Source organism: Pseudaquabacterium terrae (assembly GCF_013266755.1).
GTDB lineage: Bacteria > Pseudomonadota > Gammaproteobacteria > Burkholderiales > Burkholderiaceae_C > Pseudaquabacterium > Pseudaquabacterium terrae.
In genome coordinates, this window is sequence record NZ_JABRWJ010000002.1 from 381,344 (window position 1) to 405,821 (window position 24,478).

25 protein-coding genes are annotated in these 24,478 nt (G+C 70.9%); 13 read left to right on the top strand and 12 right to left on the bottom strand.

Annotated features, from left to right (window positions below):
* Nucleotides 1–14: 14 nt before the first annotated feature.
* The 4 genes from secF to HLB44_RS06850 all read right to left on the bottom strand — a co-directional run bounded on the left by secF (nucleotide 15) and on the right by HLB44_RS06850 (nucleotide 4,427).
* The gene (secF, locus tag HLB44_RS06835; RefSeq protein ID WP_173121803.1) at nucleotides 15–1,049 is read right to left on the bottom strand and encodes a protein translocase subunit SecF; all 1,035 of its coding nucleotides are present in this window, start codon (nucleotides 1,047–1,049) and stop codon (nucleotides 15–17) included.
* Between the two features lie 12 nt (nucleotides 1,050–1,061).
* Entirely contained in the window at nucleotides 1,062–2,969 is a 1,908-nt protein-coding gene (secD, locus tag HLB44_RS06840; RefSeq protein WP_173121804.1) for a protein translocase subunit SecD, read from the bottom strand.
* Between the two features lie 52 nt (nucleotides 2,970–3,021).
* Nucleotides 3,022–3,348, bottom strand: a complete 327-nt coding sequence (gene yajC / locus HLB44_RS06845) for a preprotein translocase subunit YajC (RefSeq protein ID WP_173121805.1) — start codon at nucleotides 3,346–3,348, stop codon at nucleotides 3,022–3,024.
* A 131-nt stretch (nucleotides 3,349–3,479) separates the two neighbouring features.
* Complete coding sequence (locus tag HLB44_RS06850) at nucleotides 3,480–4,427, bottom strand: tetratricopeptide repeat protein (protein WP_173121806.1); 948 nt, start codon at nucleotides 4,425–4,427, stop codon at nucleotides 3,480–3,482.
* A gap of 170 nt (nucleotides 4,428–4,597) precedes the next feature.
* On the opposite strand from HLB44_RS06850, the gene purE reads away from it, so the two are divergent.
* The 6 genes from purE (at nucleotide 4,598) to HLB44_RS06880 (ending at nucleotide 10,316) form a co-directional block, all read left to right on the top strand.
* Nucleotides 4,598–5,062: a 5-(carboxyamino)imidazole ribonucleotide mutase gene (gene purE / locus HLB44_RS06855; protein ID WP_173122246.1), complete on the top strand. Its 465-nt coding sequence runs from the start codon at nucleotides 4,598–4,600 to the stop codon at nucleotides 5,060–5,062.
* Nucleotides 5,059–6,219 (top strand): 5-(carboxyamino)imidazole ribonucleotide synthase, encoded by a 1,161-nt coding sequence (locus HLB44_RS06860; protein ID WP_173121807.1) that lies wholly within the window; start codon nucleotides 5,059–5,061, stop codon nucleotides 6,217–6,219. The genes purE and HLB44_RS06860 overlap by 4 nt, the downstream gene beginning before the upstream one ends.
* A gap of 10 nt (nucleotides 6,220–6,229) precedes the next feature.
* Complete coding sequence (locus HLB44_RS06865; protein WP_173121808.1) at nucleotides 6,230–7,195, top strand: L-threonylcarbamoyladenylate synthase; 966 nt, start codon at nucleotides 6,230–6,232, stop codon at nucleotides 7,193–7,195.
* 51 nt (nucleotides 7,196–7,246) lie between these two features.
* Nucleotides 7,247–8,239: an SGNH/GDSL hydrolase family protein gene (locus HLB44_RS06870; protein ID WP_173121809.1), complete on the top strand. Its 993-nt coding sequence runs from the start codon at nucleotides 7,247–7,249 to the stop codon at nucleotides 8,237–8,239.
* A 228-nt stretch (nucleotides 8,240–8,467) separates the two neighbouring features.
* Nucleotides 8,468–9,655 carry an SGNH/GDSL hydrolase family protein gene (locus HLB44_RS06875; RefSeq protein ID WP_173121810.1) on the top strand — a complete coding sequence of 396 codons (1,188 nt, stop codon included), beginning with the start codon at nucleotides 8,468–8,470 and terminating at the stop codon, nucleotides 9,653–9,655.
* A 25-nt stretch (nucleotides 9,656–9,680) separates the two neighbouring features.
* The gene (locus HLB44_RS06880) at nucleotides 9,681–10,316 is read left to right on the top strand and encodes an OmpW/AlkL family protein (protein ID WP_246312107.1); all 636 of its coding nucleotides are present in this window, start codon (nucleotides 9,681–9,683) and stop codon (nucleotides 10,314–10,316) included.
* 21 nt (nucleotides 10,317–10,337) lie between these two features.
* On the opposite strand, the gene HLB44_RS06885 is transcribed toward HLB44_RS06880, so the two are convergent.
* Nucleotides 10,338–10,613: a SemiSWEET transporter gene (locus HLB44_RS06885; protein ID WP_173121812.1), complete on the bottom strand. Its 276-nt coding sequence runs from the start codon at nucleotides 10,611–10,613 to the stop codon at nucleotides 10,338–10,340.
* A gap of 11 nt (nucleotides 10,614–10,624) precedes the next feature.
* The gene (gene dacB, locus HLB44_RS06890) at nucleotides 10,625–12,181 is read right to left on the bottom strand and encodes a D-alanyl-D-alanine carboxypeptidase/D-alanyl-D-alanine endopeptidase (RefSeq protein ID WP_173121813.1); all 1,557 of its coding nucleotides are present in this window, start codon (nucleotides 12,179–12,181) and stop codon (nucleotides 10,625–10,627) included.
* 36 nt (nucleotides 12,182–12,217) lie between these two features.
* Between dacB and tsaB the strand changes: the two genes are divergently transcribed.
* The 4 genes from tsaB to HLB44_RS06910 all read left to right on the top strand — a co-directional run bounded on the left by tsaB (nucleotide 12,218) and on the right by HLB44_RS06910 (nucleotide 16,769).
* Nucleotides 12,218–12,958 carry a tRNA (adenosine(37)-N6)-threonylcarbamoyltransferase complex dimerization subunit type 1 TsaB gene (gene tsaB / locus HLB44_RS06895; RefSeq protein ID WP_246312108.1) on the top strand — a complete coding sequence of 247 codons (741 nt, stop codon included), beginning with the start codon at nucleotides 12,218–12,220 and terminating at the stop codon, nucleotides 12,956–12,958.
* A complete protein-coding gene (rimI, locus tag HLB44_RS06900) occupies nucleotides 12,955–13,449 on the top strand; it encodes a ribosomal protein S18-alanine N-acetyltransferase (protein ID WP_173121815.1) in 495 nt (164 codons plus the stop codon). Before tsaB ends, rimI begins: the two co-directional genes overlap by 4 nt.
* Nucleotides 13,436–14,224, top strand: coding sequence for a uracil-DNA glycosylase (locus tag HLB44_RS06905; protein ID WP_173121816.1), 789 nt, complete (start codon nucleotides 13,436–13,438; stop codon nucleotides 14,222–14,224). The genes rimI and HLB44_RS06905 overlap by 14 nt, the downstream gene beginning before the upstream one ends.
* A 100-nt stretch (nucleotides 14,225–14,324) precedes the next feature.
* Nucleotides 14,325–16,769 (top strand): diguanylate cyclase domain-containing protein, encoded by a 2,445-nt coding sequence (locus HLB44_RS06910; protein WP_173121817.1) that lies wholly within the window; start codon nucleotides 14,325–14,327, stop codon nucleotides 16,767–16,769.
* On the opposite strand, the gene glmU is transcribed toward HLB44_RS06910, so the two are convergent.
* Nucleotides 16,753–18,138: a bifunctional UDP-N-acetylglucosamine diphosphorylase/glucosamine-1-phosphate N-acetyltransferase GlmU gene (gene glmU / locus HLB44_RS06915; RefSeq protein WP_173121818.1), complete on the bottom strand. Its 1,386-nt coding sequence runs from the start codon at nucleotides 18,136–18,138 to the stop codon at nucleotides 16,753–16,755. The genes HLB44_RS06910 and glmU overlap by 17 nt on opposite strands.
* Before the next feature lie 13 nt (nucleotides 18,139–18,151).
* Between glmU and HLB44_RS06920 the strand changes: the two genes are divergently transcribed.
* Nucleotides 18,152–19,009: a DUF6279 family lipoprotein gene (locus tag HLB44_RS06920; RefSeq protein ID WP_173121819.1), complete on the top strand. Its 858-nt coding sequence runs from the start codon at nucleotides 18,152–18,154 to the stop codon at nucleotides 19,007–19,009.
* 39 nt (nucleotides 19,010–19,048) lie between these two features.
* On the opposite strand, the gene HLB44_RS06925 is transcribed toward HLB44_RS06920, so the two are convergent.
* The 4 genes from HLB44_RS06925 to HLB44_RS06940 all read right to left on the bottom strand — a co-directional run bounded on the left by HLB44_RS06925 (nucleotide 19,049) and on the right by HLB44_RS06940 (nucleotide 21,908).
* Nucleotides 19,049–19,660, bottom strand: a complete 612-nt coding sequence (locus HLB44_RS06925; RefSeq protein WP_173121820.1) for a DUF4136 domain-containing protein — start codon at nucleotides 19,658–19,660, stop codon at nucleotides 19,049–19,051.
* Nucleotides 19,661–19,692: 32 nt separating this feature from the next.
* A complete protein-coding gene (gene ttcA, locus HLB44_RS06930) occupies nucleotides 19,693–20,622 on the bottom strand; it encodes a tRNA 2-thiocytidine(32) synthetase TtcA (protein WP_173121821.1) in 930 nt (309 codons plus the stop codon).
* Nucleotides 20,623–20,707: 85 nt separating this feature from the next.
* Nucleotides 20,708–21,106 (bottom strand): dihydroneopterin aldolase, encoded by a 399-nt coding sequence (locus tag HLB44_RS06935; protein ID WP_173121822.1) that lies wholly within the window; start codon nucleotides 21,104–21,106, stop codon nucleotides 20,708–20,710.
* Nucleotide 21,107: 1 nt separating this feature from the next.
* Complete coding sequence (locus HLB44_RS06940; protein ID WP_173121823.1) at nucleotides 21,108–21,908, bottom strand: SDR family oxidoreductase; 801 nt, start codon at nucleotides 21,906–21,908, stop codon at nucleotides 21,108–21,110.
* Nucleotides 21,909–21,927: 19 nt separating this feature from the next.
* Between HLB44_RS06940 and HLB44_RS06945 the strand changes: the two genes are divergently transcribed.
* Entirely contained in the window at nucleotides 21,928–23,028 is a 1,101-nt protein-coding gene (locus HLB44_RS06945) for a class I SAM-dependent methyltransferase (RefSeq protein ID WP_173121824.1), read from the top strand.
* Between the two features lie 16 nt (nucleotides 23,029–23,044).
* Nucleotides 23,045–23,236, top strand: coding sequence for a DUF2905 family protein (locus HLB44_RS06950; protein ID WP_173121825.1), 192 nt, complete (start codon nucleotides 23,045–23,047; stop codon nucleotides 23,234–23,236).
* Between the two features lie 4 nt (nucleotides 23,237–23,240).
* On the opposite strand, the gene HLB44_RS06955 is transcribed toward HLB44_RS06950, so the two are convergent.
* Nucleotides 23,241–24,473, bottom strand: coding sequence for a multifunctional CCA addition/repair protein (locus tag HLB44_RS06955; protein ID WP_173121826.1), 1,233 nt, complete (start codon nucleotides 24,471–24,473; stop codon nucleotides 23,241–23,243).
* Nucleotides 24,474–24,478 lie beyond the last annotated feature (5 nt).

The following is a 24,478-nucleotide window of genomic DNA, read 5'->3' on the forward strand; positions in this document are numbered from 1 at the left end:
AACGAATGGCTACTCTATACCACGGCCCCGGCGTTCGGGTCGTTCGGGTCGTGGTCCTTGGACGTGATTTTGACGAGGTCTTCGCGCTTGACGCCGAGCCACATCGCAATGGCGGCGGCGACGAAGACCGAGGAATAGATGCCGAACAGGATGCCGATGGTCAGCGCCACCGCGAAGTAGTGCAGCGTCGGGCCACCGAAGAACAGCATCGACAGCACCATCAGCTGCGTGCAGCCGTGCGTGATGATGGTGCGGCTGATCGTGCTGGTGATCGCGTGATCGATGACCTGCGGCGTGTCGAGCTTGCGCCAGCGCCGGAATGCCTCGCGGATCCGGTCGAAGATGACCACCGATTCGTTGACCGAGTAGCCCAGCACCGCCAGCACCGCCGCCAGCACCGCCAGCGAGAACTCCCATTGGAAGAAGGCGAAGAAGCCGAGGATGATGATCACGTCGTGCAGGTTGGCGATGATCGCGGCGACCGAGAACTTCCATTCGAAGCGGAACGCCAGGTAGACCATGATGCCGATGACGACGAAGGCCAGCGCCTTCGCGCCGTCGGCGGCCAGTTCGGAGCCGACCGCCGGGCCGACGAACTCGGTGCGCGACAGCTTCACCGGCTCGCCGCCGTCGGCCGTGGTGCACGACGGGCGCGTCACCTGCTCGCCTTGCGGCGTCGTGTAGCTCCTGGCGGACACCGTGCCCTTCTCGGCGGCGCACAGCGCGGCGAAAGCGCGCGACGCGACATCGGCCTGCTTGACGTCGGCGCGCACCGGCAGCCGCACCATCACGTCGCGCGAGGTGCCGAAGGTCTGCACCTGCACCTCGCCGAGGTTCAGCTGCTCGATCGCGTGCCGCGTCTTTTCGAGGTTGGCGGACTGGGTGTAGGCGACCTCGAGCACCGTGCCGCCGGTGAACTCGATCGACAGGTGCAGCCCGCGCGTCGCGAGGAAGAACACCGCCGCTGCGAAGGTCAGGAACGAGACGATGTTGAAGATCAGCGCATGCCGCATGAACGGGATGTCGCGCTGGATGCGGAAGAATTCCATCGAGCGTCCTTGTCAGGCCTTGGCCACCGGTTCGCCGCCGTTCGTGCTGCTGGCCGGCTCGACCGCCGGCTTCCAGACCTGGCCGATCGACACCGCCTTCAGCTTCTTCTGCCGGCCGTACCAGAGGTTCACCAGGCCGCGCGAGAACATCACGGCCGAGAACATCGAGGTCAGGATGCCCAGGCAGTGCACGACCGCGAAGCCGCGCACGAAGCCCGAGCCGAAGGTCAGCAGCGCGACGCCGGCGATCAGCGTCGTGATGTTCGAATCGAGGATCGTCGCGAAGGCGCGCTCGTAGCCGGTCGAGATTGCCGCCTGCGGACTGGCGCCGCCGCGCAGCTCCTCGCGCACGCGTTCGTTGATCAGCACGTTGGCGTCGATTGCCATGCCCAGCGTCAGCGCAATGGCCGCGATGCCCGGCAGGGTCAGCGTCGCCTGCAGCATCGACAGCAGGGCCACCAGCAGCAGCAGGTTGAAGCCCAGTGCCAGCGTCGAGAACATGCCGAACAGCAGGTAGTAGCCGCACATGAAGAGGGCGATCGCCGCGAAGCCGTAGGCCACGCTGCGGAAGCCCTTGTCGATGTTGTCGGCGCCCAGCGTCGGGCCGATCGTGCGCTCCTCGATGATCTCCATCGGCGCGGCCAGCGAGCCGGCGCGCAGCAGCAGCGCGGTGTCGGCGGCCTCGGTGGTGGTCATGCGGCCCGAGATCTGGACCCGGCCGCCGCCGATCTCGCCGCGGATCACCGGCGCGGTGACGACCTCGCCCTTGTTCTTCTCGAACAGCAGGATCGCCATGCGCTTGCCGACGTTCTCGCGCGTGACATCGCGGAAGATGCGCGCGCCCTTGGCGTCCAGCGTCAGGTGCACCGCGGGCTCGCTCTGGTTCTGGCCGTCGAAGCCGGGCTGCGCATCGGTGAGGTTCTCGCCGGTCAGCACGACCTGGCGGAAGACGATGATCGGCTGGCCGTCGCGCTCCAGGTAGCGCTCGCTGCCGAAGGGCACCGGCGCCGCGCCGCGCAGCGCCTCGAGCGCTTCGGTCGAGGTGTTGACCATGCGCACTTCGAGCGTCGCCGTGCGGCCGATGATGGCCTTGGCGCGCGCCGTGTCCTGCACGCCGGGCAACTGCACGACCACACGGTCGGCGCCCTGCTGCTGGATCACCGGCTCGTTGGTGCCGAGCTCGTTGACGCGGTTGTGCAGCGTGGTGATGTTCTGCTTCAGCGCCGCTTCCTGCACCTTGCGCGCGGCTTCCGGCTTCAGCGTGCCGGTGAGCTTGAATTCGCTGCCTTCGGCGGCCTCGATCCACTGCAGGTCGGGCAACTGATCGGCGAGCACCGCTTGCGCCTGCACCAGCAGCGGCCGCTCGCGGAAGCGCACGGCAACGTCGTTGCCTTCGCGCGAGATGCCGGCGTGGCGGATGTTCTTGTCGCGCAGCAGCGTGCGCGCGTCGGCGGCGAAGGATTCGGCCTTCTTGGTCAGCGCGCCCTTCATGTCGACCTGCATCAGGAAGTGCACGCCGCCGCGCAGGTCCAGGCCCAGGTACATCGGCAGGGCGCGCACGCTCGCGAGCCAGGTCGGCGAACGGCTCAGCAGGTTCAGCGCGACGGTGTAGCTCGGCTCTTCGGGGTTGCTGTTGAGCGCCTTCGACAGCGCTTCCTTGGCCCTCTGCTGCACATCGAGATCGGCCAAGCGCGCCTTGATCGAGGTGCCTTCGAGCTGCACGAAATCAGGCTTGATGCCGGCCTCCGCCAGCACGGCCTGGATGCGAGTGACCAGCGCCGCATCGACCTTGATCGTGGCCTTCGCGCTCGAGACCTGGACGGCCGGCGCTTCGCCGAAAAGATTGGGCAGGGTGTAGAGCAGCCCGATCACCAGCGTGATGCCGAGGATCAGGTATTTCCACCAGGGGTAGCGGTTCATGAGGCTTCCTCGGCCACGCCGGCGCGCCGCAGCGGCGCCGGCGCTTCAGCGGTTACTTGCCGTACGTGCCCTTCGGCAGCACCTGGACCACGGCGCTGCGCTGCATCTGCAGCTCGACGCCGTTGGCGACCTCGACGTGCACGAAGCTGTCGCCGATCTTGGAAATGCGCCCGATCAGGCCGCCGGAGGTGACCACCTCGTCGCCCTTGGCGAGCGCCTCGATCATCGACTTGTGCTCCTTTTGCCGCTTCATCTGCGGACGGATCATGATGAAGTAGAGCACCACGAACATCAGCACCAGCGGCAGCAGGCTCATCAGGCCCGAGGAGTCGCCACCCGCGGCCGGGGCGGTCTGGGCAAAGGCTTCGGAAATGAACACGATCGTCTTCCTTCTTTACGGAGTTGCCGCGCCCGTCAGGCGCCGGGCAAACAGCGGATTCTATGTGGCGGCATCGGGCCGCTCGGGGCTGAGCGCACGGGCGCCGCTTCAGGCGGCGGGCCTCGAAAGACTCAGAACAAGGCCATGCTGAGCTTGCGCCGGTACTGGTCGATCAGCGGATCGCTCGGCGCGGCCTGAGCCTTGCCGGTGACTTCGAGCGCGCCCTTGGCCGCTTCGGCAGCCGGCTTGGGCGCCGGCTTGCTCATCAGCTCGAGGATCGCGACATAGGTCTTGCGCGCGAGCTCGTCGTTCCAGGCCTTGTCGCGCATCACGATCTCGAGCAGCGCGTCCATCGCGTCGGTGAAACGGCTGGCCGCGAAGTGCGTCTGCGCCAGCTCGAAGCGCGCGTCGAAATCGCGCCGGTTGGCGTCGATGGCTGCGGCCAGGGCCTGCGGCGGGCGGGCTTGCGCCGCTTTCTCGCAGGCGTCGAGCCAATGGCCGAGCGCTGCGATGCGCGCGTCGAGCAGCGCCTTGCCGGCCACCGGCGCCCAGGCCTGGCGGGCCTGCGCGACGTGGCCGGACTCGATCAGGCGCTTGACGTAATCGCAGCGCGCGGCGTCGTTGGCCGGGTCGATCGCCACCGCCTGCTGCAGCCGGTCCAGCGCGGCATCGCTGTCGCCTTCGGCCTCCAGTTGCTCCGCCGCTTCGGCTTCGGCTTCGGCTTCGGCATCGAGCGCCTCGGCACTCGGCACGTGACGATCGAGGAACTCGCGGATCTGCGCCTCGGGCAGCGCACCGACGAAGCCGTCGATCGGCTGGCCCTTGTCGAACAGCACGCAGAAGGGGATCGAGCGCACGCCGAAGGCCTGGCTCAGCTGGCCGGCGATCTCGGGCTGGTCGTCGCTGTTGAGCTTGACCAGCTTGAAGCGTCCGTCGTAGGCCTGCTCGACCTTCTCGAGCAGGGGCCCCAGCGTGCGGCACGGGCCGCACCAGGGCGCCCAGATGTCCAGCAGCACCGGCTGCTGCATCGACGCCTGGATCAGGTCGGCCTCGAAGTTCTGCAAAGTGATGTCGTTCATGGTGATCTTGTCGAGAGGTCTGCGTGTCGGTCGGCCCGGGGCAGGTGGGGGTCGCCGCCTACAATCCAAGGCTTTGCCCATCTGTGTCGGAGTCTGCTGTGCCCAGCCCCACGTCGCCTGATCTCCCGCCCGGCCAGCATGCAGGCGCCGAGCCGCTCGTCGGTGTGCTGATGGGCTCGTCCAGCGACTGGGAGACCCTGCAGCAGGCGGCAGCGATTCTCGCCGAGTTTGGCGTGGCGCATGAATGCCGCGTCGTCTCGGCACACCGCATGCCCGACGACATGTTCGCCTACGCCGAAGCCGCGGCCGGGCGCGGATTGAAGGCGATCATCGCCGGCGCCGGCGGCGCGGCGCACCTGCCGGGCATGCTGGCGGCCAAGACCACGGTGCCGGTGCTCGGCGTGCCGGTGGCAAGCCGGCACCTGAGCGGCGTCGACTCGCTGCACTCGATCGTCCAGATGCCCAAGGGCATCCCCGTCGCGACCTTCGCGATCGGTGCCGCCGGCGCGGCCAATGCCGCGCTGTTTGCCGTCGCGATGCTGGCCAACGAGAACCCGGCGCTGCGCGCGCAGCTCGACGCCTTCCGCGCCCGCCAGACCGAGGCCGCGCGGGCGATGAGCGCGGAGCTCAAATGAATGAAACGCTGCAGCCCGGCGCGACGCTCGGCGTGATGGGCGGCGGCCAGCTCGGCCGCATGTTCGTGCATGCGGCGCAGTCGCTCGGTTACGAGACGGTGGTGCTCGATCCCGATGCCGGCGCGCCGGCCGGCGTCGTTGCGCAGCACCAGGTGCGCGCGGGTTACCTGGACGAGGCCGGCCTGGCCGAGCTCGCGCGCCGCTGCGATGCGATCAGCACCGAGTTCGAGAACGTGCCGGCCGAGGCGTTGCGCCAGTTGGCCGAACGGCGGCCGGTCGCGCCGGGGGCGGCCGCCGTCGCCGTGTGCCAGGACCGCGCCGACGAGAAGGCGCAGTTCGTGCGCTGCGGCGTGCCCTGTGCGCCGCATGCCCTGATCACCGATGCCGCGCAGCTCGCCGCGGTGCCCGACGCGCTGCTGCCCGGCATCCTGAAGACCGCCCGCATGGGCTACGACGGCAAGGGCCAGGCCAGCGTCGCCGACCGTGCCGCGCTGCAGGCCGCCTGGGCGCACTTGGGGCACGTGCCCTGCGTGCTCGAGCAGCGGCTGCCGCTGCGCCACGAGCTCAGCGTGATCGTCGCCCGCAATGCCGGCGGGGAGCTGGTCAACCTGCCGGTGCAGCAGAACCTGCACCGCGACGGCATCCTCGCGGTGACGCAGGTGCCGGCGCCCGACATCGCGCCGGCGCTGCAGCAGCAGGCGGTGGCCGCAGCGCGCGAGGTGGCTGCGGCGATGGACTATGTCGGCGTGCTCTGCGTCGAGTTCTTCGTGCTGCAGGACGGCCGGCTGGTGGCCAACGAGATGGCGCCGCGGCCGCACAACTCGGGCCACTACTCGATCGATGCCTGCGATGTCAGCCAGTTCGAGCTGCAGGTGCGCACGCTGGCCGGGCTGCCGTTGGTCGAGCCGCGGCTGCACTCGCCGGCGGTGATGCTGAACCTGCTCGGCGACCTGTGGTTCGATGCCGCCGACAGCGCCCGCACGCCGCCGTGGGATGCCGTGCTGGCCCTGCCTGGCGTGCACCTGCACCTGTATGGCAAGACCGATGCGCGGCGCGGCCGCAAGATGGGCCACCTGACGGTGACCGCGCCGACGGCCGCCGAGGCGCGCGCTGTCGCGCTGCGCGTCGCGGCGCTGCTGGGGCTCGCCGCCTTCTGAACTGCCCGCGATGCCGATCCTCCGAGGCGACGATCCGGCCGCAGTGGCCGCCGCCGCCCGCTGTCTGGCCGACGGCGGGCTGGTCGGCATGCCGACCGAGACCGTCTACGGCCTTGCCGCACGCGCCGACGACGACCGCGCGGCCGCCGGCATCTTCGCCGCCAAGGGCCGGCCGGCCGACCATCCGCTGATCGTGCACGTCACCGACGTCGCGGCGGCGCGCAGCTTCGCGGCGCACTGGCACGACACGGCGCAGCGCCTGGCCGCCGCCTTCTGGCCCGGCCCGGTGACGCTGATCGTGCCGCGTGCGGCCGGCCGTGGCAGCGCGGCCGCCGGCGGCCATCCGACGATCGGCCTGCGCTGCCCGGCGCATCCGGTGGCCCAGGCGCTGCTGCATGCGGCGGCGGCGCTCGGCGTGGCCGGTGTCGCGGCGCCGAGCGCGAACCGATTCGGTCGCGTCAGCCCGACGCTCGCCAGCCACGTCGCCGATGAGTTCGGGCCCGCGCTGCTGGTGCTCGACGGCGGGCCCTGCGCGGTGGGCATCGAATCGAGCATCGTCGACTGCTCGCGCGACGAGCCGGTGCTGCTGCGGCCTGGCTTGCTGACGCGCGAGCGCCTCGAAGCGGCGCTCGGCCGGCCGCTGCGCGAGCGCGATGCCGACGCACCGCGATCGTCCGGCGACCTGGCCTCGCACTACGCGCCCGCGGCGCGCGTGCGGCTGATCGCCGCGGACGCGCTTTACCGGGCCGACATGTTCGGCGCCGGCGTGGCGGTATATTCCCGCAGCCGCCCGGCCGGCGCCGATGCGGCGCTCTGGCGGGCCTTGCCGGACGATCCGGCGCGTGCCGCGCAGGACCTGTTCGCCGTGCTGCGCGCCTTCGACGGTGCTGGCGCCCGTGAAATCTGGGTCGAAGAACCGCCCGACCTGCCCGAATGGGAAGGGGTGCGCGATCGTTTGCGGCGTGCCGCCGCGTGAGACCGACCGCTTGCCGCCTTCCGACCGCCTTCTGAGAGTGAGAGCCTGATGATGTGTTCGAAACAAGCGCGCCGCACCGGCTGGCGCATCGGGACCTTGGCCGCCGCGGCAATGGCGCTGTTGACGGCCTGCGGCGGCGGGACCTCGCAGATCGAGCCGTTCGCGCCCGGGCGCCTGATCGTCTTCGGTGACGAGAACAGCCTGATCGTCAGTGATGGCACCGGCAACGGCCGCAAGTACACCGTCAACGGCATGACCGGCGAGGCCCTGCCGCTGCGCGATTGCACGCTGAACCCGCTGTGGGTCGAGGCGCTGAGCAACCACTACGGCTTCGTCTTCGCCGAGTGCAACAAGGCCGCCGCGACGCCACGGGCCTTCATGCGCGCGAAGGCCGGCGCCAAGGTCGGCGACGCGACCGTGGGCATCGCGCAGCAGATCAGCGAACAGACGACGAGCGGAGGTGCCTTCAAGACGAACGACCTGGTCACCGTGATGCTCGGCTCGAACGACCTGATCGAGCTGTCCGAGCGCGTCATCGCCGGCACGCTGAGCGAAGGCGATGCGGTCGGCGAGGCGCGCCGGCGCGGCGCGCTGCTTGCCGAGCGCATCAACGGCCTGCTCGGCGCCGGCGCCCGGGCCATCGTCTCGACGGTGCCCGACATGGGCGTGACGCCCTATGCGATCACCCTGAACAAGACCCGGGCCGGCGCGGCCGCGCGGCTGTCGAACCTGAGCTACGAGTTCAATGCGACGCTGCGCACGACCATCGACCAGACGCGTTTCGACGGCCGCAACTACGGCCTGGTGCTGACCGACGACACGGTGTCGACGGTGTCTCGCTTCCCGGACAGCTTCGGCTACAGCAACGTGGTCGACGGTGTCTGCGCGGTGGCGCTGCCGAACTGCACCAGCGCCACGGCCGACCTGGTCAGCGGCGGCAATGCCGGGACCTACATGTGGGCCGACGATCGGCGCCTGGCGCCGCCGATGCATTCGCGCATCGGCTCGCAGGCGCTGACGCGCGCGATCAACAATCCGTTCTGAAATGAAGCCCCCACGCTCACTTCGTTCGCTGCCCCCCGAGGGGGCGCTCGGTCCCTTCGGAACGGCCGGGCGGGACTGTCGGCTGGGGTGCCGCCCCTAGGTTGGTTGCGGGAAAGCCCGCTGCAGCGCCGCCGAACCCCCCTCGTATAGTGCCCGGCTGAAAAACGAACGGTCGTTCGTTTCTTTTGTCGGCAGCGGGTTGCACGAGACCCGATTCGAGGGGAACACATGAAGACGATCCGGGTTCTGGGGCTGTCGCTGATCACGGCCGCATTGCTCGCGGCCTGCGGCGGCGGTGACGAGCCGTACGAGCCGGGCACGACGCCGACCGCCGGCGCGCCGACCACCAAGGGCAATTTCAGCGCCGTGGTGTCGTTCGGCGACAGCCTGAGCGACATCGGTGCCTACGCGCCGGCGACCTCGCTGAGCGGTGACGGCCAGGCGCCGTACTTCGGCGGCAAGTTCACCACCAACGGCAACGGCACCGCCGGCACGGTGTGGGTCGAGAACCTGGCCGCGAAGATGGGCCTGCTGGTGACGCCTGGCGAAGTCGGCTTCGGCGCCCAGTCGGTCAAGTGCCCGGCCGCGGCGCTGAACCTCGGCAACACCTGCACCGGCTACGGCCAGGGCGGCTCGCGCGTCACCGATCCGAACGGCATTGGCAAGAGCACGGGCGCGCTGACGGTGCCCGTGAGCAAGCAGATCGAGAACCACCTGGCGCGCTTCGGCAGCTTCAAGGACACCGACCTGATCCTGGTCTACATCGGCAGCAACGACGTCTTCATCCAGTTCGGCGGCTTCGCCGCCAAGGCCGCGCAGATCCAGACCGCTGCGGCGACCGGGCAGATCTCCCAGGACGAGGCGCAGCGCCAGCTCTTCGCCGCGCAGACGGCCGCGCAGAACGGCATGAAGCAGGCGGCCACCGAGTTGGCGGGTTATGTGCGCACCCAGATCCTCGCCAAGGGCGGCAAGTACGTCGCGGTGATGACGCTGTCCGACACCGTCGACACGCCGTACGGCAAGTCGCTGCCGCCCAGCGTGCAGCCGGTGCTGACCGATCTGTCGCGGGTCTTCAACCTGTGGCTGCGCGAAGGCTTGAGCAACCAGCCGGTGCAGATCATCGACACCTTCCCGATCCTGAAGGACTCGTACGCCAATCCGGCCAAGTACGGCTTCGTCAACAACACCGTGCCGGCCTGCGATGGCGCCAAGATCCAGGCGATCACGGGCGGCCGCGTCACCGACGGTTCCTCGCTGTTCTGCAACGGCACCGCCGGCGTGCCGTTCAACGGCCTGCGCACCGGTGCCAGCGTCGACAGCTGGGCCTTCGCCGACGGCGTGCACCCGACCACCGGCGGGCACCGCGCGCTGAGCGAGGCCTTCCACGCCCAGCTCAAGGCCTTCGGCTGGCTCTGATCGCCCGCCCCAACGAGGAGAAATGATGAACAACAAGTTCCACGGGATGGCGGTTGCCTGCGGCCTGATGCTGGCCGCTTCGGTCGTGCAGGCGCAGACCTCGATCAAGATCGGCGTCACGCGCTACGACACCCATGCCAAGACCTCGGGCATCAGCGGCATCGGCGTGCCCGCCGGCGCGGATGCGACGGTGGGTGACGCGACGACGATGATCTTCGTTCTCGGGCACGCGCTGACCCCGAACATCGGCGTCGAGCTGGTGCTCGGCGTGCCGCCGAAGATCAAATCGCGCGCTGCCGGCACGGTGGCCTTTCTCGGCGAGGTGCTCGAGGCGAAGAACGTCGCGCCGACGCTGCTCGTCAACTACCACTTCGGCCAGCCGGGCGACGCCTGGCGTCCCTACGCCGGCGTCGGCATCAACTACACCCGCTTCACCGGCGTGAAGTCGCCGCTGGCCGAGCATGTCGAAATGTCCGATTCGGTCGGCCCGACCGCGCAGGCCGGCATCGACTACTACTTCTCGAAGGAGTGGGGCGCCTTCGCCAGCGTCGCGGCGGTCAAGGTCAAGAGCGACCTGGTGGCGCAGGGCAGCACGGTGCTGAAGACGACGATCGACTTCCGGCCGATCGTCTATTCGGCGGGCATCTCGTACCGCTTCTGATGGGTGCGGCGCCGGCACGGCTCACGGACGGCGCCGCCTTTCGAGCACCACCTTCAGCACCAGGATCCACGCGGCCAGCGCCAGCGTGACGATGTTGGCGACGACCACCGGCCGCGCGCCGATCAGCAGGCCGTAGGCCAGCCACAGCGCGATGCCGGTGCAGAAGATGCTGTACATGCCGAACGAGATGCCGCTCACATCGCGTGTACGCAGCGTGTGCAGCACCTGCGGCACGAAGGCGGTGGTGGTGAAGATCGCGGCCAGGTAGCCCAGGGTCTCGGTCGAGGCGAAGCTCATCGGTGCGGCAGTCATTCGGTCGGTGGTGCGTTCCTGCGCGAGGGCGTGTCGCGCGGCGTGTCGGCCAGTACCGCCCGGCCGTTCCGAAGGGACTGAGCGTCCCAGGGAGCCCGCAAGGGATCCTTCGGATCCTTGGGGGCAGCGAACGAAGTGAGCGTGGGGGCTTCAATGACCCATTGCACCAGCGCATCAAGCGCCGGCCGCGCCTGGCCGGCGTTGGCATGCTGCACGATCGCCACGACGATCCAGCGCCGGCCATTGTGGCCGAGCGCAAAGCCCGCAATGCCCGCGCTGTCGCGCAGCGAGCCGGTCTTCAGGTGCGCGCGCCCGCTGCCGCTGCGTGCGCGGCGCGCGGTGCCATCGACGCCGGCCAGCGGCAGCGAGGCGATCAGCTCCGGCATCACCGGGCTGCGCCAGGCCGCCTGCAGCAGCAGCGCCAACTGCTCGGCGCTCATGCGCGCGTCACGCGACAGGCCGGAGCCGTTGTCGATCACCAGCCCGTCGATGCGCTCGCCCAGGCGCAGCTGCAGCCAGTCGCGCAGCGCCGCGCGGGCCGCTTCGGGGCTGCCGCTGCCGCGCTGCGTCAGGCCCAGCGTCAGGAACACCTGCTGCGCCATCACGTTGTTGCTGAACTTGTTGATGTCGCGCACCAGCTCGGCCAGCGCCGGCGAGCTGACCTCGAAGCTCGGCGACACGCTGGGTGCCACGCCGTCGCGCACGCTGCCGGTCAGGCGCCCGCCGAGCTCGCGCCACAGCGCCTGCAGCAGGCGCGCGTTGTAGCTGGCCGGGTCGGCATACGCCACCGGCCAGTTGCGTTCGCCGCAGGCGAGCGGAAAGCCGCCGGCAAAGCGCATGCGCTCCGGATCGGCCGGGGTCGCCTTCAGCGCAGCGCGCCAGTCGTCGCACGGGCCCGTCAGCAGCGGTACCTGCGGGTCGACCTGCAGCCCGTGCAGCGGCGGCTCGGCGCCGACCCGGGCGACGCCGTTCATCACGTCCGGCGTGAAGGTGTAGAGCACGCTCTTGTGCGACAGCAGCAGCGCGTCGGGCTGCACGTTGTAGGGCTTCAGCGGCTCGCCGTCGAAGTCGGCCGGCGTGCCGCTCGGCGCGACGAAGGCGCTGCGGTCGAGCACGATGTCGCCGCGAATCTCGCGCACGCCTTGCTGCTGCACGCGGCGCAGCAGCAGCCACACGCGCTCGGGCACCAGCTTCGGGTCGCCGCTGCCCTTGATCACCAGGTCGCCCTCGAGCACGCCGTCGCGCAGCCGGCCCTTGAGCCACACCGGCGTGTTCCAGGTGTAGCCCGGTCCGAGCAGCTCGAGCGCCGCGAAGGTCGTCGCCAGCTTGAACAGCGACGCCGGGTTGACCGGCTGCTGCGCCTGCCAGGCCAGCCGCGGCTGCGCGCTGCCGGCTTCCTGCACCAGCACGCTGATCGCCTCGGGTGGCACCTGCGCGCGCGCCAGCGCCTGGCGCAGCTCGGCCGGCAGCGGCGTGTCCGCCCCGGCGGCGCCGATGGCCGACAGCAGCGCGACCGTCAGGACGGCACGGCGGGCGGGGCCTGAGGCGGGCATCGCGCGATGATGGCACGGCTACACTGTCGTGCCTCGATGGAACCGTGCCTGCTCGCCCTCGATACGTCGACCGAAACGATGGCGCTGGCGCTGAGTACGCCGGCAGGCGTGCGCCTGCTCGACGAAGCGGGCGGTGCGGCCGCCTCGGCGCGCATCGTGCCCGCTGCGCTGCAATTGCTGGCCGACGCCGGGATCACGCTGCAGCAGCTCGACGCGATCGCCTTCGGCGCCGGCCCGGGCGCCTTCACCGGCCTGCGCACCGCCTGCGCAGTCGCGCAGGGGCTGGCCTTCGGCGCCGGCAAGCCGGTGCTGCCGCTGGACAGCCTGATGCTGGTCGCCGACGACGCGCTGGCCCAGGAACCCGGCGCTGCCGATCCGTCCCGCCTGCACTGGGTGGCGGTCGACGCGCGCATGGACGAGGTCTACGCCGCCGCCTATCGGCATTCCGACGCCGGCTGGTCCGTCGTCCGGCCGCCGGCGCTCTACACCCTGCCGGCCCTGATCGCCGGCTGGACCGAGGCGCCGCCGCGGCGGGTCGCCGGCAATGCCTTGACGGTTTTCGCCGACCGGCTCGCGCCCGTGCTCGCGCAGGCCGAGACCCGCGTGCCGCAGCTGCGCTCCCGTTCGGCGGCGCTGGCGCGCCTCGCCGCCCAAGCCTGGCAACGCGGCGAAGCGATCGACGCCGCCGCCGCGCTGCCGCTGTACCTGCGCGACAAGGTGGCGCTGACGACCAGCGAGCGCCTGGCGCAGAAGGCCGCTGCAGGGGCTGCGCGTTGAACGCTCTGATGCAACCGGGCGCCGCGTGGCAGCGGCCGATGCGGGTGGCGGACCTGGACACCGTGCTGGCGATCGAGGCGCAGTGCTACAGCCACCCGTGGACACGCGGCAACTTCGTCGACTCGCTCGCCGCCGGCTACTGGGCCGAGCTGCGGCTCGACGCCGCGGGCCAGTGCCTGGGCTACTTCGTCGCGATGCCGGGCGTCGACGAGATGCACCTGCTGAACCTGACGGTCACGCCGCACCACCAGCGCCAGGGCCACGCCTGGGCGATGCTGCTCGACCTGCGCGAGCGTGCTCTGCAGCGCGGCGACCGCCAGCTGTGGCTCGAGGTGCGGCAGAGCAACCAGGTGGCGCGGGCGCTGTACGGCCGCTTCGGCTTCACCGATGCGGGTGTGCGGCGGTCGTACTACCCGGCGGCCGGCGCGCGGCGCGAGGATGCGGTGGTGATGAGCCTGGTGCTCGACGGAGGTGCCGATGCGCTGGACTGAACGCCAGCAGGCGATGCTGCAGGCAATGGGCCTGCGGCTGTGGGGCCCGGCGGGAGATGATCCGGCTGCGTCCCGGTCCCCGCTGCCGCTCGCAACGGACGTTAGCATTGCCGCGCCGCCGATCGCAGCACCGCCCATGGCAGCGGTCGCCGCGCCAGTCATGCTGTCGCCCGAGCGCGGCGCGGTCGCGTCCCTCGACTGGTCCGCGTTGCGCGCCGCGGTCGCCGACTGCCGCGCCTGCCGGCTGTGCGAAACGCGCACGCAGACGGTGTTCGGCGTCGGCCACCCGCAGGCGCACTGGATGGTCGTCGGCGAAGCGCCGGGCGAGCAGGAAGACCTGAAGGGCGAACCCTTTGTCGGCGCCGCCGGCCGCCTGCTCGACCGCATGTTGCTGGCGCTCGGCCTGACGCGCGCGGGCGGCGAAGGGGCCGACGCCGCGCACCAGGTCTACATCGCCAACACGCTGAAGTGCCGGCCGCCGCGCAACCGCAATCCGGAGCCCGAGGAGCTGCTGCGCTGCCAGCCCTTCCTCGAGCGCCAGGTCGAGCTGATCCAGCCGCGGGTGATCCTGGCGATGGGCCGCTTCGCGGTGCAATCGCTGCTCGACAGCAGCGAGCCGATCGGCCGGCTGCGCGGCCGCGTGCACACCTGGCGCGGCCGGCCGCTGGTCGTCACCTACCACCCGGCCTACCTGTTGCGCAGCCCGGCCGACAAATCGCGCGCCTGGGCCGATCTGTGCCTGGCGGCGCGCGCCGCCGAGGCCGCGCAGCGCTGAAACGCCCCGCGGGCCGGCTTCGGCAATCTCGCACAAGGTGCGCGCGGCCCCGGCACTATCATTCGCCGTTTCCAGCCTCACCCGCCTCAGGAAGACGATCGTGCAGCCCGCGGAAGGTCCCGCCCGCAGCCTGGCCGCCGCCCCGCAAGGCTGGGACCGGCTGCCCGTGCCGGCACTCGAGCTGAGCTCGGACGCCCACGCGCTGCATGCCAATGCCGCGATGGCCGCGCTCGCCGGCCTGCCCGCCGGGGCACTGCTGGGCACCGGCTGGTTCGCGGTGCTGTCGCCGGACCGGCGCGCCGCGCTCTTCGCGGCGCTGGCGGCACAGCGCGACTTCACGCTCGAGATCCGGCTGCTGCGGCACGACGGCGTCAAGGCCTGGGTCGACCTCGAAGCGCGCTGGCTGCCGCAAAGCGGCAGCTTCCTGTGCCTGCTGCAGGACTGCACGACGCTGAAGCTGGCGGTGCAGGACGCGCAGGCAATGGCCTCGCGCTTCGAGCTGCTGGCCAACAACCTGCCGGTGCTGATCGCCTACTACGAAAGCGCCGGCTTCACCTGCCTCTACGCCAACCCGCAGTACGCGGCGACCTTCGGCCTCAAGCCCGAGGCGGTGACCGGCCGCACCTTCGCGCAGGTCATCGGCGATGACGCCGCGCGCGAGATCCAGCCGCATGTCGACCTGATGCTGAAGGCTCGGCGCACGGTGTCGTACATGCGCCAGCTGCCCGGGCCTCAGCCGGCGGGCCGGCCGCGCTGGCTCGAGGTCAGCCTGGTGCCGCACCTGGGCAGTGACGGCCATCCGTTCGGTGCCTTCGTGCTGATCAGCGACATCACGCGGCACCGCGAGGCCGAGGCGGCCGTGCGCGAGAGCGAAGAGCGCATGGCCAAGTTCATGCAGGCCAGCGTCGAGGGCATCGTGTTCCACCACGCCGGCCTGATCACCGACCTGAATGCGCCGATGGCCGCGCTGGTCGGCGGCACGCGCGAGCAATTGCTCGGCCGCCATGTGCTCGACTTCATCGCCCCGCGCCAGCTGGCCCGCGTGCAGCAGGTGATGGCGCAGGGTGCCGAGCTGAGCTACGAGACCGAGATCGTCGACCTGCAGGGCCGCGCCATCCCGGTCGAGTTCATCGTGCGCACGCTGCAGCGTGGCGACGACCAGCTGCGCATGACCATCGTGCGCGACCTGCGCGACCGCCAGGCGGCGCAGGAACGCATCCGCCAGCTGGCGCACCACGACACCTTGACCGGCCTGCTGAACCGCGGCGCCTTCGTCGAGCGGCTGGAAGCAGAGCTTGCGCATCCGCCGGCCGACGGCCGGCCGATCGCGCTGCTGTTCATCGATCTCGATCACTTCAAGCGCATCAACGATTCGCTGGGCCATGGTGCAGGAGACGCGCTGTTGCGCGCGGTCGGCGCGCGCATCGCCGATGCGCTGCCGCCGCAGGGTGCGGCGGGTCGCTTCGGCGGCGATGAATTCGTCGTGCTGCTGCCCGGCGTCGCCGACCGCCGTGAGGCGGCGCTCGCCGCCGAGCGGCTGCGCGCCGCGGTGCAGGCGCCGGTGCACTTCGGCGGCCGCCAGCTCGCGGTGACGCCGACCGTCGGCGTGGCGCTGTTCCCCGAGCACGGTCGCGACGCCGACACGCTGCTGCGCCATGCCGACGCGGCGCTCTACGCCGGCAAGGCCGCCGGGCGCGACGCCGTCACGGTGTTCGAGCCGGCGCTGGGCGTGGCGATCGACGAGGGATTGCGCCTCGAAGCCGAGCTCGCCGCGGCGCTGGAGCGCGGTGAGTTCGAGCTGCGCCTGCAGCCGCGCCTGGCCGCCGCCGATGGCCGGCCGGCGGCGATCGAGGCGCTGCTGTGCTGGCGCCATCCGCAGCGCGGGCTGCTCGCGCCGGCAGCGTTCGCCGGCCGCGTCGCGCAGCCGCGACTGCTGCAGCCACTGGCGGCGTGGGCGCTGCGCGAGGCGCTGCGCGTGCAGCGCGGCTGGCGCGACGCCGGTCATCCGGCGCTGCCGGTGCTGCTGTCGCTGGCCAGCCTGCAGCTCGATGGACCCGCGCTGCTGGCCGCGCTCGGCGAGGCCCTGGCGGCGCAGGCGCCGGCGCACGGCGCGCTGCTGCTGGCGCTCGACGAACGCCAGTGCGCCGACGAGGGTGCGCGGCTGCCGCGGCTGCTGGCCGGCCTGCAGCGTCTGGGTGTCGCGGTGCTGCTCGAAGGGCTCGGCCGCGGCGGCCTGGCGCTGACGCGGCTGCGCGAGCTGCCGCTCGCCGGCTGGAGCCTGGACCCCACGCTGATCGATGCGCTGCCCGACGACGCGGCCGCCGCTGCCGTCGTGCGTTCGCTGATCGGCCTGGCGCACGGCCTCGGCCGCTGCGTCGCCGCCACCGGCGTGCACGCCGCCGCGCAGCGCGACTGGCTGATCGCTGCCGGCTGCACGCAGCTGCAGGGTGATGCGGTCGAGCCGGCGCTGGCGCCGGCGGCGCTGATGCAGTGGCTCGCCGCGGGCGCCGCCGATGCGGCGCTGCCGGCTACTTCTTCGCCTTGACCGGCCGCGTCCAGCCCGCAATGCTGACCTGGCGCGCACGCGCCACCGTCAACTGGCCGGGCGGCGTGTCCTTGCTGACCGTGCTGCCGCCGCCGACCGTGGCGCCGTCGCCGATCGTCACCGGCGCGACCAGCACGCAGTTCGAGCCGATGTGCACGTCGTTGCCGATCACCGTGCGGTGCTTGTTGGCGCCGTCGTAGTTCGCGGTGATGCTGCCGGCGCCGTAGTTGACGCGCTCGCCGACCGTCGCATCGCCGAGGTAGGCGAGGTGGTTGGCCTTCGCACCCCTGCCCAGCGTCGAATTCTTGACCTCGACGAAGTTGCCGATGTGCACCTCGGCGCCCAGCGCGGCCCCCGGGCGCAGCCGCGCGTACGGGCCGACCAGCGCACCGTCGCCGACGCTCGCGCCTTCGATGTGGGTGAACGGATGGATCACCGCCCCGGCGCCGATCGTCGCGTCGCGGATCACGCAGTGCGCGCCGATGCGGGCACCGTCGCCGATCACGATGCGGCCTTCGAAGACGCAGCCGACGTCGATCTCCACGTCCTGGCCCGGCTCGAGCGTGCCGCGCAGGTCGAAGCGCGCCGGGTCGGCCAGGCGCACGCCGGCTTCCATCAGCGCCTCGGCCTGGCGGCGCTGCAGGCGGCGTTCCAGGTCCGCGAGCTGCACCGGGCTGTTGACGCCGAGCACTTCGGTCTCGTCGTGGGCCGATATCGCGATCACCGGCACGCCGTCGGCCACCGCCAGCGCGACGATGTCGGTCAGGTAGTACTCGCGCTGCGCGTTGTCGTTGGTCAGCGCCATGACCCAGCGCTTCAGCAGCGCCGTCGGCGCGGCCATCAGGCCGGTGTTGACCTCGTTGATCGTGCGCTGCTCGGGGCTGGCGTCCTTGTGCTCGACGATGCCGAGCACGCGTGCGCCGCCATCGGCACTGCGCAGGATGCGGCCGTAGCCGGTGGGGTCGTCAAGTGTCAGCGTGAGCACGGCGAGGCAGCTGCCGGCACAGGCGTCGACCAACGCGCGCGCGGTCGCCGGCTCGATCAGCGGCACGTCGCCGTAGAGGATCAGCGTGGTGTCCTCGGCGCCGGGCGCGGCCGCCAGGTGCGGCACGGTGAGCTGCATCGCATGGCCGGTGCCGAGCTGCGGCTCCTGCCGAACGCAGATCGCGCCGCTGCCGGCGATCGACTGCTCGACGTCGGCCGCACCATGGCCCGTGACCACCAGACTGCGGGCTTCGCCCAAGGCGGCCGCAGTGTCCAGCACATGTTGCAGCAAGGTTCGGCCTGCCAGCCGATGCAACACTTTGGGCAGCCGCGACTTCATGCGGGTACCCTTGCCGGCAGCCATGATGACGATGTCGAGTGCCATGAGATCGAGTGTGTTGTCGCGTATCGGGACCTGGATTATCGCGACGCTGCTGTTGCTGCTCGGCGGCTGCAGCGCGCTGCGGCTGGGTTATGCCCAGGGCCCCGTGCTGGCCTACTGGTGGCTGGACGGCTACGTCGACTTCAGCGGCGAGCAGACGCCGCTGGCCAAGGCCGCGCTGGCCGACTGGTTCGCCTGGCACCGCCAGACGCAACTGCCGGAATACGCCACCTGGCTCGCCAGCCTGCAGTCGATGACGACCGAGGCGGCGACGCCGCAGGCGATGTGCCAGATCACCGAGGGTGCGCAGCGCCGCATGGAAATGGCCTATGCACACGCCGTGCCGGCGATGGCCGAGATCCTGCGCAGCTTCACGCCGGCGCAGCTCGATCACCTGGCGAAGCGCTACGCGCGCAAGAACCAGGAAGTCCAGCGCGACTACCTGCAGCCCGATCCGGCCGAGCGTGCCGAGGCCAACTTGAAGCGCACCGTCGAGCGCGCCGAGATGCTCTACGGCGCGCTCGACGAATCGCAGCGCCGGCTGCTCGCCGCCGGGCTGGCGGCGTCACCTTTCGATGCGCAGCGCTGGCTCGACGAGCGGCGCGCGCGCCAGCAGGAGATCGTGCGCAGCCTGCGCGCACTGCTGGCCGAGCGCGCCGAGCCGGCCGCCTTCCAGGCGGCGCTGCGCCGCCTCGCCGCCGACGCGGTGAATTCGCCGCGTGCCGACTACCGCGCCTATCGCCAGCGCTTGCTCGATGCCAACTGCGCGCTCGCCGCGCAGCTGCACAACAGCATGAAGCCGGCGCAGCGCCAGCACGGCGCCGACAAGCTCAAGGGCTGGGAAGAAGACTTCCGCGCGCTGGCGAACGACTGAGCCCGGCGCGCTGCCCTCCCGCAGCGTCGACAGGCCCGATCAGGACAAGGGCACCGTGACGCGGCGCGGATTGACCACGCCGACGGCCGGGAAGTCGTACAGCGCCGCATCGAACAGCGGCTTCAGCAGCGATTCGACGCTGCCGTAGTTGCCTTCGCTGCTGGCCCGCGCTTCGTACAGCGGCTTGCCGCTGACGCGGTCGCGGATCAAGAGCGCAACCTCGCGGTCGTAGCGCGGCGATTCGTAGCGCCAGCTCGCGCCGAGCGACCAGTACGGCCCGCGCCACGGACCATGCCGCCAGCGGCCGAAGCCCCCGTGCCACCACAGCGGGTCGTCCCAGGGCGAGCGGTCGGTGCGCGTGATGCGGGCGCCGAGCTGCACCAGCACGTCGGGCTCGGCATTGCCCGCGACCGGGCGGAAACCGTGCTTCTGCAGCGCCAGGCCTGCCGCGCCCTCGAGATGCTGCTGGACCTCCGGACTCTGCTGCTGCGATGGCAGCCGCTCGAAGGCGAAGCTCGCGCCGCGCCGCGCCGCCGGCCATTCGCCGAAGGTCGATACCTCCGCCGAGACCTGGTTCATCGCCGCGCAACCGCCGAGCCACAGGGCCGGGCCGCCGATCGCGGCACCGACGATCATCGAACGTCGTTTCATCGCTGATGCTCCTCGAAACGCATGCGGCCCGTTCAGCCATCGAGCGCGAGGCGCACGACCGCAGCAGCGCCCTGCGGCGTCGCGCAGTCCTCGTCCTCGTCGAAGGCCTTGTCGCCCGCGGGGTCGGCCACGCCTGTCGGTCTGATCGTGGCGAACGGGAACAGGTTCCGATCCATCATGTGGGACAGCGTGATGTGGCCCATCGCGTTGAACATGTTGTCGATGCGGCCGGGGTACTGGCGCTCCCAGTCGCGGATCATCTTCTTGACCTGCACGCGCTGCAGGTTGTCCTGGCTGCCGCACAGCGTGCACGGGATGATCGGGAACTGCCGGTGCTCGGCCCAGCGCTCGAGGTCGTCTTCAGCGACATAGGCCAGCGGCCGGATCACCGTGTGGCGGCCGTCGTCGCTGACCAGCTTCGGCGGCATGCCCTTCATGCGGCCGCCGAAGAACATGTTCATCAGCAGCGTGACCACCATGTCGTCGCGGTGATGGCCGAGCGCGATCTTCGTCGCGCCGAGCTCCGAGGCCACGCGGTACAGGATGCCGCGCCGCAGCCGCGAACACAGCGAGCACATCGTCTTGCCCTCGGGCACCAGCCGCTTGACGACCGAGTAGGTGTCCTGCGCCTCGATGTGGAAGGGCACGCCGCGCTGCGCCAGGTACTCGGGCAGCACGTGCTCGGGAAAGCCGGGCTGCTTCTGGTCGAGGTTGACCGCGACGATGTCGAAGCGGATCGGCGCTCGCAGGCGCAGCGACATCAGGAGGTCGAGCAGCGCGTAGCTGTCCTTGCCGCCGGACAGGCAGACCATCACCTTGTCGCCGTCCTCGACCATGTTGAAGTCGCCGATGGCCTGGCCCACCAGCCGGTGCAGCCGCTTGCTGAGCTTGTTGGCCTCGAAGGCCTGCTTCTTCGCGGCCTTGTCGTCGGCCACGATGCCGGTGTCGACGACGCTGTTCATTGGGTAACCTCCGTGCTTCGCACTGCGGTGCGAGCCCCACGGCCCGTCAGGGCCCCTTCGGGTCCGGGAACGGCCGGGCGGTGTCTCATGCGCGCTCCTTCATGCCGAAGACTTCGCAGCCGACCGCTTCGCAATCGGGATAGACGTCGGGCTTCTCGGTCGACACCCGCGCCGCCCGAACGCTGGGGTGGGCGAGCATCAGCTTCAGCACGTCGTCGGCCAACGTCTCCTGCAGGTGCACGTGGCCTTGCTGCACACGCTGCGCGATCGAACGGCGGATGAAGTCGTAGTCGAGCACCTCTTCGAGCTGGTCGTGCCGCGGCGTCGACACCGCCAAGGGCACGTAGAGGTCGACATTGATCAGCACGCGCTGCTCGCCCTTCTTCTCGAAGTCGTGCACGCCGATGTTGATCCACACCTCGTAGTCGCGCAGGAACAGCCGCCGGCAGTCCATCAGGCTGGGGTTGGTGAGCAGGGACTGCATGTCAGCTTTCGTTCTTCTGGGACAGGAACATCACGTCGCGGGGTTGCGGCAGCAGGTGCTGGCCGCCGTCGACCAGCAGCGTGGTGCCGGTGATCGCCGGCGATTCGAGGATGAAGCGCACCGCGCGCGCCACGTCTTCCGGCGTCGACGAACGCTCGAGCGGCGTCATGCGGTGCGAGCGCGCGAACTCATCGGCCGACATGCTGCCCGACAGCAGCGTGACGCCCGGCGACACGCCGCAGACGCGCAGCACGGGCGCCAGCGCCTGCGCGAGCATCGTCGTCGCTGCCTCGAGCGCGGCCTTCGACAGCGTGTACGACAGGTAGTCCGGGTTCGGGTTGGCCAGCTTCTGGTCGAGCAGGTTGACCACGCAGCCGCGGTTGTCGGTGCCGCGCTCGCACAGGTGCTCGTGCAGCGCGCGCGCCAGCAGGATTGCCGGCGCGGTGTTGGCGCGCCAGTGGTGCTCCATCGCCGAGACGGTGAAGCTGGCGACGTCGTCGTACTCGAACAGCGAGGCGTTGTTCACCACCGCGTCGAGCCGGCCGCAGCGCAGCAGCACGGCGGGCACCAGCGCTTCGCAATCGGCTGAGTCGGCGAGGTTGGCCTGGAACACCTCGGCGCGCGCGCCGGCGGCCTCGGCCTCGGCGGCAGTGGCGTCGGCATCGGCGCGCGAGCTGCGGCAATGCAGGGCGATGTCCCAGCCGGACTCGGCCAGCGCCAGCACGATCGCGCGGCCGATGCGGCGCGCGCCGCCGGTGACCAGCACGACCGGGCGGGAAGAGGTTGCGGTGGGCTTCGGCATGCTTCCTACAATGCCACGGATGGACGCGGCGAGCGAACCCGACAGTGTATCCAGCCGACTTCGCCTGCTGCTGCGCGAAGCCATCCTCGCCGCCGGCGGCTGGCTGCCGTTCGACCGCTACATGGCCATCGCGCTCTACGAACCGGGCCTCGGCTACTACGCGCACGGCTCGCCGAAGTTCGGCACGATGCCGGCCTCGGGCAGCGACTTCGTCACCGCGCCCGAGCTCTCGCCGCACTTCGGCCGCGCGCTGGCGGTGCAGTTGCGGCAGGCGCTGCAGGCCGGCGAGGCGACGACGGTCTACGAGTTCGGTGCCGGCTCGGGCGCGCTCGCCGAGCAACTGCTCGAGGCCCTCGGTGCCGCGGTCGAGCGCTATCGGATCGTCGACCTCTCCGGCTCGCTGCGCGCTCGCCAGGCCGCGCGGCTGCAACGTTTCGGCGATCGGGTGCAGTGGCTCGACCGCCTGCCCGACGCGATGCACGGTGTCGTGATCGGCAACGAAGTGCTCGACGCGATGCCGGTGCAGCTGCTGCACTGGGACGGCGACGCCTGGCTCGAGCGCGGCGTGGTGATGAAGCAGGGCGCCTTCGCCTGGGCCGACCGCGCCAGCGCGCTGCATCCGCCGCTCGACGGTCCGTTCGTGCCGGGCACCATCACCGAGATCCACCCGCAGGCCGAAGCCTTCGTGCGCAGCGTGGCCGACCGGCTGCAGCGCGGCGCCGCTTTCTTCATCGACTACGGCTTTCCCGAGGCCGAGTACTACCACCCGCAGCGCCATGGCGGCACGCTGATGTGCCACCGCGGCCACCGCGCCGACAGCGATCCGCTGCAGGACCCCGGCAGCAAGGACATCACTGCGCACGTCAACTTCACCGGCATCGCGCTCGCCGGCCAGGAGGCCGGGCTCGAGGTGCTGGGCTACACCTCGCAGGCGCGCTTCCTGCTCAACTGCGGGCTGCTGCCGCTGCTCGAAAGTGCGACGATCGCCGAACGCGCGATGGCCCAGAAGCTGATCACCGAGCACGAGATGGGCGAGCTGTTCAAGGTCATCGGTTTTGCGAAGGGCTGCAGCTTCGATGCGCTGGGCTTCGCCTCCGGCGACCGCAGCCACCGCCTCTGAACGAAGGGTTGCGCGCATGCGCTGGCTGATCGTCTTCCTGCTCGCCTCGCTGGTCTTCAGCGGGTTGCGCGGTTGGCTGCAGAAGATCGGCCTCGGCCGGCTGCCGGGCGACTTCGAGCTGCGGATTCGCGGCCGTGCGATCTACGTGCCGCTGGCGTCGAGCCTGCTGCTGAGCCTGCTGGCGATGTTGATCGGCGCGCTGATCTGAACGCTCATTGCGCGAGGCCGCGGTCGCGCAGAGCCTGCGCCCGCGCCTGCGCGATCGCGGCACCGATGGCCGGGCCCTGCTGACCCGGTTCGGCCGCTGCCGCCGCGACGGCCGCGGTGTCGATCGCCCGCGCCGCCTGCAGCGCCGCCCACAGCCGCGGCCGCGGCGGGTAGGCCTCATCCTCGCGACCGAGCCGGCCGCGCGCATCGCACTCGCAGGCCAGCAGCAGGCCGGCGAAACGATCGGGCCGGCGCCAGGCATCGCAGCGGTCGAACAGGCGCACCAGCGCCGTCGCGTTCAGGCTGTCGCTGCGGTGGATGTTCCCGTGCTCGCGCGCCGCCAGCTCGGCCAGCTCGCGGCAGTCGACCGGCACGCGCCAGCGTTCGCAGACCTGCTGCGCCAGCTCGACGCTGCGTGTCTCGTGTGCGATGTGGCGCGGCAGCGCTTCAGCCGGCGTCGTGCCCTTGCCGAGGTCGTGGCACAGGCAGCCGAAGCGCACCGGCAGGGTGGCATCGAGCCGTGCGCACATGCGCAGCACCAGCAGCAGGTGCGCGCCGGTGTCGATCTCGGGGTGATGGGCCTCGGGCTGCGGCACGCCCCACAGCCGGTCGACCTCGGGCAGCAGCCGCGCCAGCGCGCCGCACTCGCGCAGCACCAGCAGCATGCGGTCGGGGCGCGCTTCCATCAGCCCGCGCGAGAGCTCCTGCCAGACCCGCTCGGGCACCAGCGCGTCGACCTCGCCGGCCTCGACCATGCGGCGGCACAAGGCGGTCGTCTCCGGCGCGACGCTGAACTCGGTGAATCGCGCCGCCAGCCGCGCCAGGCGCAGCAGCCGCACCGGGTCGTCGGCGAAGGCCTCGGAGACATGGCGCAGCACGCGCTGCTCGATGTCACGCCGGCCCCCGTGGGGATCGATCAGCTCGCCGCTGTCGGGATCCTCGGCGATCGCGTTGATCGTCAGGTCGCGGCGCGCCAGGTCCTGCTCCAGCGTGACCTCGGGTGCGGCCTGGAACTGGAACCCGTGGTAGCCGCGGCCGGATTTGCGCTCGGTGCGCGCCAGCGCGTACTCCTCGTGCGTCTGCGGATGCAGGAAGACCGGGAAGTCGCGGCCGACCGGCATGTAGCCGAGGGCCAGCATCGCTTCGGGCGTGCTGCCGACGACCACCCAGTCGTGGTCGTTGACCGGCAGGCCGAGCAAGCGGTCACGCACCGCACCGCCAACGACATAAGCTTTCATGCGCG